The sequence below is a fragment of the Adhaeribacter pallidiroseus genome (assembly GCF_003340495.1).
GTDB lineage: Bacteria > Bacteroidota > Bacteroidia > Cytophagales > Hymenobacteraceae > Adhaeribacter > Adhaeribacter pallidiroseus.
This window is the reverse complement of the sequence record NZ_QASA01000001.1, coordinates 5,416,462-5,429,649: the sequence shown is the minus strand read 5'-3', so window position 1 is coordinate 5,429,649 and position 13,188 is coordinate 5,416,462. Positions and strand designations below refer to the sequence as shown.

At 45.9% G+C, this 13,188-nt stretch carries 9 protein-coding genes; 8 read left to right on the top strand and 1 reads right to left on the bottom strand.

Annotation, left to right across the window (positions count from 1 at the left end; genetic code table 11):
- The first annotated feature begins 23 nt into the window (after positions 1-23).
- Positions 24-833: a phytanoyl-CoA dioxygenase family protein gene (locus AHMF7616_RS21620; protein WP_115374778.1), complete on the top strand. Its 810-nt coding sequence runs from the start codon at positions 24-26 to the stop codon at positions 831-833.
- 101 nt (positions 834-934) lie between these two features.
- Here the strand turns inward: AHMF7616_RS21620 and AHMF7616_RS21615 are convergent, their stop codons facing one another.
- Entirely contained in the window at positions 935-1,159 is a 225-nt protein-coding gene (locus AHMF7616_RS21615) for a PLDc N-terminal domain-containing protein (RefSeq protein WP_115374777.1), read from the bottom strand.
- A gap of 553 nt (positions 1,160-1,712) precedes the next feature.
- Here AHMF7616_RS21615 and AHMF7616_RS21610 point away from each other — a divergent pair.
- From AHMF7616_RS21610 to AHMF7616_RS21580, 7 genes are all read left to right on the top strand, one after another.
- Positions 1,713-5,210 carry a PVC-type heme-binding CxxCH protein gene (locus AHMF7616_RS21610; protein ID WP_115374776.1) on the top strand — a complete coding sequence of 1,166 codons (3,498 nt, stop codon included), beginning with the start codon at positions 1,713-1,715 and terminating at the stop codon, positions 5,208-5,210.
- An 80-nt stretch (positions 5,211-5,290) separates the two neighbouring features.
- On the top strand, positions 5,291-6,202 hold the full coding sequence (locus tag AHMF7616_RS21605; RefSeq protein WP_115374775.1) for a sugar phosphate isomerase/epimerase family protein: 912 nt from the start codon (positions 5,291-5,293) through the stop codon (positions 6,200-6,202).
- Positions 6,203-6,876: 674 nt separating this feature from the next.
- Positions 6,877-7,989, top strand: a complete 1,113-nt coding sequence (locus AHMF7616_RS21600) for a Gfo/Idh/MocA family protein (RefSeq protein WP_115374774.1) — start codon at positions 6,877-6,879, stop codon at positions 7,987-7,989.
- A 227-nt stretch (positions 7,990-8,216) separates the two neighbouring features.
- Positions 8,217-9,455: a helix-turn-helix domain-containing protein gene (locus AHMF7616_RS21595; RefSeq protein WP_115374773.1), complete on the top strand. Its 1,239-nt coding sequence runs from the start codon at positions 8,217-8,219 to the stop codon at positions 9,453-9,455.
- Between the two features lie 95 nt (positions 9,456-9,550).
- The gene (locus tag AHMF7616_RS21590; protein ID WP_115374772.1) at positions 9,551-11,071 is read left to right on the top strand and encodes a S41 family peptidase; all 1,521 of its coding nucleotides are present in this window, start codon (positions 9,551-9,553) and stop codon (positions 11,069-11,071) included.
- A gap of 108 nt (positions 11,072-11,179) precedes the next feature.
- Complete coding sequence (locus AHMF7616_RS21585) at positions 11,180-12,013, top strand: hypothetical protein (protein WP_147275751.1); 834 nt, start codon at positions 11,180-11,182, stop codon at positions 12,011-12,013.
- 19 nt (positions 12,014-12,032) lie between these two features.
- Complete coding sequence (locus AHMF7616_RS21580; RefSeq protein WP_115374770.1) at positions 12,033-13,064, top strand: S41 family peptidase; 1,032 nt, start codon at positions 12,033-12,035, stop codon at positions 13,062-13,064.
- Positions 13,065-13,188 lie beyond the last annotated feature (124 nt).

Below are 13,188 nucleotides of genomic sequence, written 5' to 3'. Positions count from 1 at the left end.
GAACTACCTAAACAATACCTTATATGAACGAAACGCTCACTACTCCCGCCATTTATCCGCTTAGTGCCAATAGCATAGAAGCGTACCAACGGAATGGCCATATTCTGCTGCGCGAAGTAGCCAGCACCGAAGAAGTAAAAGGCTACCGGATAGCCATTAACGCGGCCGTTGCCAAATACAACACCGAAACCCGGGCTTTATCGGAACGCGATACTTACGGCAAAGCTTTTCTGCAAATAATGAACCTTTGGGAACAAGACGAAACCGTTCGGCGGTTTGTGTTGGCGAAACGCTTTGCCCAAATTGCCGCGGCTTTAATGGGTTGCGAAAACGTACGTATTTACCACGACCAAGCGCTTTTTAAAGAACCCGGTGGGGGTTTCACCCCCTGGCACCAGGACCAGTATTATTGGCCCCTCGATACCAACAAAACCATTACCCTTTGGATGCCGCTGGTGGATATTACCGAAGAAATGGGCATTATGAAATTTGCTTCGGGCTCGCATACCGATGGATACATTGATAAACTCGGTATCTCGGACGCTTCGCAGAGTTACCTGGAACATTATATCCGAAAGCACGAATTTCCGGTTAGTACCACCTCTTACATGCAAGCCGGCGACGCTACCTTCCACTCCGGCTGGACCTTACACGGCGCTCCCGGCAATAATTCCCATACCATGCGCGAAGTAATGACCATTATTTACTTTTCCGATGGTGCCCGCGCTATCGAACCCGATAACAAGAACCGCGAAGCCGACCTGGAACGCTGGCTACCCGGCGTAAAGCCTGGCGAATTAGCCGCTAGTCCGTTAAATCCGGTGGTGTTGTAAATCTAACTACAATAGTTTTGATTATTTTAACCCTAAATAAGCGGCTATTTTGCTCCCGGCCCTATTGTCCTGATTTATTTCACCCTTAATGCGAAGAAGCGTTACGTTGTTAGTCTTTGTTTTCTACCGATTAAAAAGTATAATATCCAGCCGAGGGGAGTGATAAAAAGAATAACCAATACCCACAATAGTTTGGTAGTACTATCTTTAAAATCACTTCGTAATACCTCCACCAAGGCCCAGAGCATGAAGATTAAAGGAACCAAGACCAGCACGGAAATCACCAGTATTTCCAATGTTCCTAAACCACCAATATACAACATCATAGGTAAAGCGCTTTGAGTGAAAAATTTAAGGTTTCCTAATTTGCTCTACTACGATAACATTCCCGCAGAGTTTAAATGGATAATAATCGTAATTACCCCGGTCCCGGTACTTTACCAAGGATAGAGTTACCCAGTAGTATTTAGCTTAAAAAGAAATATTTTAAAAAATGAAGCCGGTACGTTAAGTTCTTCCAGAAATTTAACGCACCGGCTTGTGTTTGTACCGGCTATGTTCGGTACATTAAACGATAGACCATTATTTCGCTCGCCAGACTTGCCAACATTCTAAAGATAGGCTACTCAACCCTATTCTAGATAATACCCTCCTGCGGGTTTTCGCGCAACTTTAGCCTTAAAACGCAATAACGTTTCCTGTATATTATACCGGATGTTCCCGAAAGTATCCGGAATTAGTCAATATACAGTCAGTTTCGGTTAAAAAACAGGCAGTATACCCGGTAATAAATTAGTAAACTTGTAAAAGCGTCTTAGTTTTAGCAGGTTTATTTAGTAATATTATAAATTCTTGTAGGTAGGAAAGTAAAATATGCACATGAAACGTAGTATTTATTTAGTTCTCTTGATTGCGCTGCTGGTGGGTAGTTGTATGAAAAACCCCAACTCCAGCCAAAGCAATAACCAAGCTCCCCGGCGAATCGAAGTCTTGTTTTTAGGTCATAAAAGCGAGCACCACAACTCCGATAAATACGCCCCCACCCTGGCCACGGCTTTGTTTAGCCGCGGCATCAATATCACCTATACCACCACTCCCACGGATTTAAATTCCGAAAATTTAAAAAAATACGATGGTTTGATCATTTACGCCAACCACGAAAAAATCGCACCAGAGCAGGACCAGGCGTTAACGGAGTTTGTGGAGAGCGGCAAAGGCTTTATTCCTATTCATTGCGCGTCATTTTGTTTTCAGAATTCCGAGAACTACATTAAAATGGTGGGTGGCCAGTTTAAAAGCCACAAAACCGGCGATTTTACGGCGAAAATTACGGATGCCAAACACCCCACCATGCAAGGCATTACCGAGTTTTCTACCTGGGACGAAACCTACGTGCATGATAAATTAAATCCGGATAATAAAGTACTCATGACCCGCGACGAAGGCGGCCGCCCGGAACCCTGGACCTGGGTGCGGGAGCAAGGCAAAGGCCGCGTATTTTATACCGCTTACGGCCACGACGAGCGCACCTGGAATAACCCCGGCTTTCAGAAATTAATTGGCAACGGTGTTTTATGGGCGGTAGGTGATAAGCTCAGTAAACAAGTAGAGAAATTAGCCTTACCTACTTTAACGTACGTAGATGCCGCCGTACCGAATTACGAAAAGCGCAATCCGGCGCCGAAATTTCAAAATCCGTTAAGTCCCGCCGAGTCGCAGAAACTCATTCAGGTACCCGTTGATTTTGATTTGCAATTATTTGCCGCCGAGCCGGATATTATCAATCCCATCTCCATGGCCTGGGACGAACGCGGCCGTTTGTGGGTAATTGAAACCGTAGATTATCCCAACGAAGTACGCGAAGAAGATGGCGTTGGCGACGACCGCATTAAAATTTGCGAAGACACCAACAACGACGGCAAAGCCGATAAGTTTACCATTTTCGCCGATAAACTGAATATCCCGACCAGCATTGTGTTTGCCAACGGCGGTATTGTTATTTCGCAAGCCCCGGTATTCTTATTCTTAAAAGACACCAACGGCGACGACAAAGCCGATGTACGCGAAGTAATTCTGGAAGGCTGGGGAAAATCTGATACGCACGCCGGCCCTTCTAATTTAAAATACGGTCTGGATAACAAAATCTGGGGCACCGTGGGTTACTCGGCTTTTAAAGGCACCGGCGAAAACCAGAATCTTGCCTTTAGCCAGGGTTTGTACCGCTTTAATCCCGATGGTAAAAACCTGGAATATCTAGCCAAAACCAGCAACAATACCTGGGGCTTAGGCTTCAACGAAAATTTTGACGTGTTTTTATCCACGGCCAATAATACGCACAGCGCGTATTACTACATGCCCGATAAAAATTTAAAAAGAGTGCTGGTTGGCGGCAGCGGCGCGCAAGGAATTAAGAAAATAGACGGCCATTACGACATGCACACCATGACGCCCAACCTGCGCCAGGTGGACGTACAAGGCGGCTTTACCGCGGCGGCGGGTCATAACTTATACACGGCCCGTAACTTCCCGAAAGAATACTGGAACCGCATTGCTTTTGTGTGCGAACCCACCGGCCGCGTAGTGCATAACGCCATTATGGAGCCGAGCGGTGCCGGTTACGTCGAAAAAGACGGCTGGAACTTCCTGGCTTCATCCGACGAATGGATGGGCCCGGTACACGCCGAAGTTGGTCCGGATGGCGCCGTTTGGGTCGCCGACTGGTACGACTTTATAATTCAGCACAACCCTACTCCTACGCCAGAGCGTGGCGGTTACCAGGCCGAAAATGGCAAAGGCAATGCCTACATTAACCCTTTGCGCGACCATGATAAAGGCCGGATTTACCGGGTAGTTTACAAAAACGCCAAACCGTATGATCCGGTTAAATTAGACAAAACCAAACCCGAAACCTTAGTAGCTGCTTTAAACAACGATAATATGTTTTGGCGTACTACGGCCCAGCGGTTAATCGTGGAAGGCAAACACCAATCTGTATTACCAGAATTGTACAAAATAGCCGCTAACCAAAGCGTAGACGAAATTGGGGTAAACGCCCCGGCAGTGCACGCGCTCTGGACCATGCACGGCTTAGGTGCATTATCGGGCTCTAACCCAGAAGCTTTACAGGTAGCTATCAGAGCTTTATCGCACCCGGCAGCGGGCGTTCGTAAAACCGCTATTCAGGTACTACCCCATACGCCGGAAGTAAAACAAGCTTTGTTAAAATCTAACCTGATTAACGACCCGGCGCAACCCACCCGTTTAAGCGCTATACTGGCCCTGGCCGAAATGCCAACGGCTTCGGATATTGGGCAAGCAATTTATACCGCTAGTTTATCCCCTGACAATGACAAAGACCCAGCCTTAGCGCAGGCTTTATTTGTAGCCACGGCCAAGCACCAGGCAGGCTTTAAAGAAGCCATGCAAAAAGACGGTAAAGCCGCTGAATCAGCTTCGGCTGGTTTAGTACCTCGTATTACTCAAAGCTTAGATAAAGATGTACGGTTACTGGAAAGATGGTCACGGATGCCGGCCACCGAAGCTCCGAATGTTGCAGGCAAAGAAGTAACCATTAAATCGGCGGTAATAAAACCAAGAACCGGCAAACCTAGCGGCGTAATTATGACGCACGGCGATACTAACCAAGGCTACGGCTTGTACATTGATGACGATAAGGTAAACTTGCTGGTAAAACAAAACGGCAAACCTTATTCTATTTCTGCTCCTGTGCCGCAGGAAAACCGCTTTGAAGTGGTTGCGCAATTAGCGCAAAATGGCAAGTTGGCCCTGCAACTCGATGGTAAAACGGTAGCTGAAGGCAAAGCGCCAGGTTTGTTTAAACAACCGCTTACCTCTGATTTAGCTATTGGTGTAGGTGGAAAAGACGACAAAAAATTTGGCCCCTATAAAGACGATTTTAATTTTGATGGTAATTTATCAAATACCTTCCTGGAAGTAGGTTCTATTGTGGTTACCGCGGTGCCTGCCACCGAAAAAGCCGATGTTACCATTAACCTGAAAGTGGTGAAAGAACAGATGCAATTCGATAAAAAAACCTTTACCGTAAAAGCCGGTCAGGTGGTAGAATTGGTACTGGAAAATCCGGATTTTATGCAGCACAACTGGGTACTGGTAATGACCGGCATGACCGATAAAGTTGGTGCTGCCGCGGATAAACTAGCCGCCGACCCGAAAGGCGCTGAGAAAAATTACGTGCCCAAAATGAACGAAGTAATTGCCGCTACTGACTTAGTGAATCCCGAAGGCCGTACGGTAATCCGGTTTAAAGTTCCGCAAAAAACCGGCGATTACCCTTACGTGTGTACCTTCCCGGGTCACTGGCGCATCATGAACGGGGTTATGAAAGTAACGAACTAAGGCTAACGGATATAAAATTTAAAAATCCGGCAGGCTTCTGATTTCTGCCGGATTTATTTCTCACAGATTTTTAAATTTTTATGGCATTAAACGTAAAATTTGGCGTAAGCACCTGGCTCTGGACGTCCCCTTTCGATTCCACTACGCTGGCATTATTTCCCAAAATTAAATCGATGGGTTACGACGTAGTAGAGATTCCCGTGGAGGATACCAGTTTAATAGACGCTCCCAAGTTGAAAGAAGCACTGGAGGCAAATGGTTTGGAAGGTCTAATTTGCGGTGCCTTTGGTACTACCCGCGATTTAACCCACGAAGACGAACTCTACCAACGTAACAGCATCGAATACATTACCCAATGTTTTCAGATTTCCGAAGCCATTGGTTGTTCTTTTGTATCGGGTCCGATGTATTCAGCGGTGGGTAAAGCCAGGTTAGTTTCGCCGGAACAAAAGAAAGTTGAATGGGACCGGGCAGTTACCAACCTGCAAAAAGTGTGCGCTATCGCCGACCAATACGGCCAAGCCATTGCCTTGGAACCCATCAATCGTTTCGAAACCGATTTAATAAACAATGCCGAAGACGTGATGCAGTTAATCCGCGACATCAATCATCCGGCTGCCCAGGTTTCGCTGGATGGTTTCCACATGAACATTGAAGAACCAGATATCGAGAAAGCCATTCTTTTAACGGGCGATAAACTGCGGCACGTGCAAGTATCCGAAAATTACCGCGGTACGCCGGGCACCGGCCAAACCCGCTGGGATGCCTTTTACCGCGGCTTAACCGCCATTAACTACCAGGGCGCCGTTGCCATTGAAAGTTTCACCCCCAACGTAAAAGAACTGGCCGGAGCCGTCTGCATCTGGCGCCCACTCGCCGAAAGCCAGGATGGTTTTGCTTCGGAAGGCATTCAATTTTTAAAAAAATGGGCTAAAGGGGAAGAAAAGGTTAAGCAGGAAGATGGTATTGCGAGTGCTTTAATAGCAAAGTAGATTTCCAGTTCTTGTTCGCATAGCGCGCACTATGGCGCGGATTTACTTCCGTGCCTTGCGAATCAGATCAAGTAAATAAATTTAAAATTTTTCGTTCGCATAGTTAGTGCAGTTGCTTGATAACTTAGTGAAGTTGTTTCATTGCTCAGGTCTTTGTTCTTTTTGTCTTGATACAAAAAGAACCAACAAAAATCAAGACGCTAAAAACTCGCTGACCAACAAAACAGTTTAGCGTCAACACTTGCACCTGGCTCAGGCTGTTTATTGCATAGCTTATGAGCAAAATTTTAAAAAAATTTAAAATTTTTCAGTCATTCAGGAGGAACCTAGTTGGCTACGTAGCTAAATAGGTTCCTCCTGAATGACAGCTATAATAAAGTCTTAACTAAATTAACCATTCTTCTATTCTAAATGAGTGAGACAAGCCGAAGCTAAGCATAAACGACACCAGTTTGGCTGTGTAGGGCCTTCTAAGGTTCCGGTGCGCAGCATTCCGAGGTACGAGGAAAGGAAGCTTAGACCAGCCCGGAAGAGCCAAACGAGGCCCGTCGGCCACGAGGCAAACTTGAAGCCAGCAAGTTAGACAGCACCAATACCTGGAGACGGGAACCGGCTCCAAAGAACAGCCTAAAAAACTTTAAAAAAACGTACTAATTTCAAAAATCATAAAAACTATGACGCAACAAAAAATCAAAGTAGCCATTGTCGGTCTCGGTTTTGGTGCCGAATTTATTCCTATTTACCAGAAACACCCGAACGCTAGCATGTACGCTATCTGTCAGCGGAACGAAGAAAAGCTGAACGAAATAGGCGATGCTTTTGGAATTGAAAAACGCTACACCGATTACGCCGAGTTGTTAAATGACCCGGAAGTAGATGCCATTCACATTAACACCCCCATTCAAAGCCACGCCGAGCAATCGCTGGCCGCTTTGCGGGCGGGTAAGCACGTGGCTTGTACGGTTCCTATGGCTACTACCGTAGAAGAATGCCGCCAGATTGTAGAAGCCGTAAAAGAAACCGGCAAAACCTACATGATGATGGAAACGGTGATTTACAGCCGCGAATTCTTGTTCGTGAAAGAAATGTACGAGAAAGGTGAACTGGGCAAGCTGCAATTTATCCGGGCTTCGCACCAGCAGGAAATGGCCGGTTGGCCAGGTTACTGGGAAGGCTTGCCGCCCATGCATTACGCTACTCATTGTGTAGGACCAGTTTTAGCTTTGCCAAAAGCGCAAGCCGAATACGTGTCGTGTTTTGGTTCCGGCCGCATCGATGAAAACTTAATTTCGAAATACGGTTCTCCATTTGCCATTGAATCCTGCCACATTAAACTAAAAGATTCGGATTTGTCGGCTGAGGTAACCCGCTCCTTATTTAACACGGCACGCCAATACCGCGAAAGCTTTGATGTGTACGGTTCCAAAAAATCGTTCGAATGGACGTTGGTGGAGCACGAAGATAACGTAATCCATACCGGCGAAACTCCCGAGAAAGTAAAAACCCCGGATTACGCGCATTTATTGCCGCAGGAGATTCAATCGTTTACCCAGCAAGGCGTATACGACTCCGGTGAAAACCAGCACTTATCTTTTATTCAGGGCTCTGGTCACGGTGGGTCGCACCCGCACCTGGTACACGAGTTCTTAACCGCTTTAGTAGAAGGCCGCGAACCGTATCCAAATGCCCAGCAATCGGCTAATATTACCTGCGTGGGTATTCTGGCCCACGAATCAGCGGTGAAAGGCGGCGAGATAATTCCGTTACCAGATTTTACGCTGGCTTAAGTTCCAGCTTAATCTTTTATCATCCCACTAGCTATTAAATAAATGGCTAGTGGGATTTTCATTTCAAGTGATGAAGGCCATACTCTTCTAAGATAAACCGAAATAAAGGCTGGCAAAATATAAAATTTTTAAAAAATCAGCTTTTGATTAAATTGATATTTCTAAAGTAACCCAATCGGAACCTGCCGGAAATACTTATTTTTGCTTAGCGCTTAAGTGTTTGGTTTATGTCTGTTCAGGCAGTTCAATATATTTTGGTGGGAGGTGCGTTGCAGGGTTTGTGCCTGGCTTTTCTGCTGGCTACCCGCAAAGCCAATCCGTTAGCTAATAAGTTATTAGCGGCGCTTATATTGCTCATATCAGCGCAATCGGTGCTGGTGGCCTTTGATACCCGCGCATTTTTTCTGGCATTTCCGCATTTGAGCAAAATTGGTTGGCTTCTCCCGACCTTGTTTGCGCCGTTTATTTACCTGTTTATTCAGAAGCTTACCGCTAAACGTCCCCGGTTTAAACCATTGGATGGCATCCATTTTATACCGTTTTTAGTTACGCTCGTTTACTTGTTGCCCTATTTTTTAAAATCTAAGGCCGAAAAAATAGCTTACCTCACCGATTTTGAATTGGCGCGCAAAGACGATTTTGGCTTTCTAGGGCAGATAACTTTATTACTGATTCTTCTCTATTTAATTTTTTCGCTACGAGAATTGAAAAAATACCGGCGCAAAATTGAAAATACCTTTTCGGAGGTGGAGCAAATCCGGTTACAATGGCTGCGGCAGTTTATATATGCGGTGTTAGGCATCTTGTTTATGTCGGCGGTAGCTTTTTATGCCCAAAAATGGGGTCTGCCGGGTTTAACCATAATCTATAAATACCACCTGCATTACTTCGGAGTTGTTTTCCTGATTTATTGGGTAGGTTATAAAACGCTCTCCCAGCCTCGCATTTTTCTGGATAAACCCGCACCAAAACCGCCCAATTTAAACCCAGAATCGGTACCCGTTTTAATAACGCAAACTGCTACGGAAGAACCGGCCATAGCTTTACCGCCGGCTACGGCTATAAATTCCAAATATCAAAAATCAGTACTGAAGCCGGAAGATAGTCAGTTGTACCTCGACCAATTACTGGAATTTATGGAGCAGGAAAAGCCTTACCGGCAAAGCAATCTTACCATTCAGGAACTGGCCGATACCATGCAGATTCCGAAGCACCATTTATCTCGGGTAATTAATGAACGGCTGGGGAAAAATTTTTACGACTTTATTAACCAATATCGCGTAGCCGAAGCGCAGCTATTGTTGGTAAACCCGAAGTACCGGCACCTCACCAACCTGGCCGTGGCCGAAGAAGCCGGGTTCAATTCTAAAGCTACTTTTAATGCTGTTTTTAAAAAACAAACCGGACAGACGCCCTCGGAGTACGTAAAAAATCAGGCGCAGACCCGTCTGAACTTAGCGGATTAGGCCACTAAACACCCGAAAAAGCGTCTGAACTTAGCGGGTAAGACGACTCGCCTTCCTGGAGTAATTAGTTTTGCAGCGTTCAATCAATCCAAACTATGAAAACAATCACCTACTTGAAACGCTGTTTATTTTCCTCTCTATTTGTACTCGGCTCGTACCAGGTTATGAGCCAGAATACTCCTGCGCCAACTAAGGCCACTGATCCAGCCAAGCAATTTACTCCGGCTCAGTTGCAAGCCGATTTAAAATTAATGCGGACCATTTTGGATGAGTCGCACCCGGGCTTTTACCGCTATACGTCCAAAGAGCGCTTTGATGTGTTATTCGACAGCATCGGTAATACCCTGAACCGGCCCATGACCCAGCAAGAGTTTTACGTTGCGGCTACCCCCATTATTGTGGCCATTAAAGAAGGCCACATTAAATACATGCCGCACGAGCGCCCTCATTGGCAGTACTACTACAACCTGGATCAGCTCTTTCCCTTGGATTTACATTTTACGGAGACACAAGCGCACCTGGTCCGTAATAATGCGGGTTCTAATAATATACCACTGGGTTCCGAGATAACGGCCATTAATGGTCAATCTATCCCGGACATTATAAAAAAGTTAATTCCTACCGTCTATTTTGCCGATGGTAATAGCCAGGCGATTAAGTACCAGTCTATCAGTAATTTCTTTCCTTTTTACTACGGCACCTACATGGGTGGGTCGCCGAGTTATACCATCTCCTACCGGGAAAGAAATAACTCCGGCGAAGTAAAAACCGCGGAAGTGGCCGCCATTACGTTAGCTACCATTCAGCAACTCGAAAAGGAAAAAGAAAGCCAGAAGCCCAAGCAATTGCCCATGCGCCTGGCATACAAAGACCACAGCACGGCTGTTCTCCGCATCGATAATTTTAATGTTTACAAAGACCAGATGGACGTGAAAAAGTTTTACCGCGATACTTTCTGGCAAATAAATGCAAAGAACATTCAGAACTTAATTATTGACGTGCGCGGCAACGAAGGCGGCATTGATCGTTGGGGCTCCTTATTGTACTCGTACCTGAGCGATAAGCCTTTCCGGTATTACGATAAATTGCGGGTAGCGCAGAAGAAGAAATTCAGCTTTGCCGAGCACGTTGCTTGGGTACCCAAAATGTTCCCGATCTACCGGCGGTTTTTAATTACCAAAAGCAAAGACGGGCATTACACCATTTCCTTTAAGAAAACTTTAAAAGAACAAAAACCGCAACGTAACCCCTTTAAAGGCGATGTGTACGTGTTAACAGACGGTTACAGCTTCTCGGTAACTTCGGAGTTTGCCGCTATTGCTCACCATAATAAACGCGCTACGTTCGTGGGCCGCGAAACCGGTGGCGGGTACTATGGCAATACCAGTGGTTTTTTTGTAGTGGCGGTATTGCCGAATACCGGTATTGAACTAGCCACGCCGCAATGGGATTACCACATGGCCGTTTCGGGCTACCCTTACAAAGACCGTGGCGTATTACCCGACCACGAAGTGGTACCTACCATTGATGATATTCTGCAACAACGCGACGCCGAGATGGAGTTTACCCTGGGCTTGATCCGTAAAAAAAAGCTAAGCTCGGCCGTTAACAAATAAACCTCAAAGCCGGACTACTCCGGGCTAAATCAACTTGTATTTTTTTAAATTTTTTAAAAATCTGGTGCACAACCAGGCTGGTATCTTATTGCCTAACAATTAACCTCTATGAAACAACTTTGTATGCTTGCTCTTGTGGCAATAACAGGTTTTTGCATTAATGTAAAAGCCCAGGCGCAAGACCTGAAATTATCGAAACTTACCTTTGCGTATAAACGCAGTAGCTTCCACTTCCTGGATAAACAAGCCTCACCGAATATTTACCAGGCCAACCTAAACGGGGTAAGCATTGGGTACGAACATGCCGGCATTAAATCCCGGTCGTTTGTAAATCTGCAGGCAAATACCGGAACTGCTTTGCCCAAAGGCCTCGGCGCCCGGGAATATACTTTTACCAGCGCCAACATCTATGGCGAAACTACTTCCAGCCAGTTTGTACACGCGCCCACCTTGTACATCGGGCAAATAGAAGCGGGCTATTTGCGAAAACTCAGAACCGGCGGCAACAAAGAAATTTTTGCCGGAATTACATTGCAGGAATGGTTGGGCTACTCCGATAATATTGGGATGTGGAGTACCTGGGCCAACAATTTCGCTACTTTAAACGCAACAATCCAATACGAAAAAAAGCTAAATACCAAACAACAGCTTCAGTTTAAAGCGGCTATTCCGGTTCTGGCAGTAGTGTCGCGCATGCCGTATAGCAACGTTATTTCGGACCCTACGCACAGCAACTTCCACGCTTTTTTCGACGAAGGAACCGAACTAAACTTTCCGGATAAATTTCAAAAATTTTCTTTCGGAGCAACTTATCAGTACCGGTTAGGCCGTCATTGGCAAGCGGGTGTTGCTTACGATTTTCAATGGCTGCACGCTCCGGAACCACAATCTATTAAGGCTTATTCGCATACCGCTAATCTCCAAATTAATCACCTATTCTAATTTACCACTTCTTAAAACCATGAAAAAATTAATCATAAATACATTGTTGTTTTTATTCTTACTAATAGGCTTGGGAGCCTGCGAAGAAACTTTAGTTGGACCTGCCAAGTCTAATAATCCGGAGCAAAATTTTGAAATGCTGTGGCAGGAGTACGATCGCTTATCGGCTTTTATCGCGGTTAAAAATGTAGATTGGAATGCGCTTTACCAGCAATACCGCCCCCAAGTAAAACCCACCACTACCGATGCCGAATTATTTAAAATTACTTCTAAAATGCTCGAACATTTTAACGACAGCCACTTAACCATGCTGGCGCCGGGCCCAAACCCTATGCGGTACGACGGAGGCTTGGGTGGCAAACTGCAACACGAAGATTTCTCGTTGCAAATAGTAAAAGATAAATACCTCACCGAAGCTAAGGAATACAGCAAGTCTATCACCTACGGGAAACTCTCGCCCCAAATCGGCTATATTCATCTGCTGGATTCTGGCTTAGACGAAGGATACTACGCGAAAGCTATGGATACGCTTTTGGATTATTTAAAAAACACCGACGGTTTAGTGCTGGACCTGCGCGATTTTGAAGGCGGCTACGATAAAAGCAGCGCGTACATTGCCGGCCGGTTTGCCACCTCTAAAAACTTTTTTATGACCTCGCGTAAGCGCAACGGACCAAAGCACACCGATTTTACAGCGCCGGTAAAGTGGTACGTACAACCCGAAGGCAAAAGCCAATACACCAAACCCATCGTAGTATTAACCAATCGCTGGACCGCCAGTTCCGGTGAAATTCTCCTGTGGGCTTTAAAAGCCGAAAAGCCCATCGTACAAGTGGGAGATACCACCCTGGGTTGCTACTCCGACCAGGCCCGCCGCGAACTACCGAACGGTTGGTACTACACCATCAGCGTAAACGACATCCGCCCGGCCGATGGTAAAAGCTACGAAGGAATTGGCATTGCTCCGGGTATTCTCATACAAAACACCAAAGCCGAAGTATTAAGCGGCAAAGACCGCGCCTTGGAAAGAGCCATAGCCACGATCCATTAATCAAATGCCCCGAGTACCTCGCATATACAATAAGGCTGTTAATTCTTAGTAATCCCGCGAGGTTATATCGCGAGCGTCCACGCTTGTGATGATTATCGTCCGGCCTCTGGCCGGTTAAAATTTG

Coding starts and splice junctions, on each gene's coding strand:
- AHMF7616_RS21620 (WP_115374778.1), top strand. CDS start 24: ATGAACGAAACGCTCACTACTCCCGCCATTTATCCGCTTAGTGCCAAT.
- AHMF7616_RS21615 (WP_115374777.1), bottom strand. CDS start 1,159: ATGATGTTGTATATTGGTGGTTTAGGAACATTGGAAATACTGGTGATT.
- AHMF7616_RS21610 (WP_115374776.1), top strand. CDS start 1,713: ATGAAACGTAGTATTTATTTAGTTCTCTTGATTGCGCTGCTGGTGGGT.
- AHMF7616_RS21605 (WP_115374775.1), top strand. CDS start 5,291: ATGGCATTAAACGTAAAATTTGGCGTAAGCACCTGGCTCTGGACGTCC.
- AHMF7616_RS21600 (WP_115374774.1), top strand. CDS start 6,877: ATGACGCAACAAAAAATCAAAGTAGCCATTGTCGGTCTCGGTTTTGGT.
- AHMF7616_RS21595 (WP_115374773.1), top strand. CDS start 8,217: ATGTCTGTTCAGGCAGTTCAATATATTTTGGTGGGAGGTGCGTTGCAG.
- AHMF7616_RS21590 (WP_115374772.1), top strand. CDS start 9,551: ATGAAAACAATCACCTACTTGAAACGCTGTTTATTTTCCTCTCTATTT.
- AHMF7616_RS21585 (WP_147275751.1), top strand. CDS start 11,180: ATGAAACAACTTTGTATGCTTGCTCTTGTGGCAATAACAGGTTTTTGC.
- AHMF7616_RS21580 (WP_115374770.1), top strand. CDS start 12,033: ATGAAAAAATTAATCATAAATACATTGTTGTTTTTATTCTTACTAATA.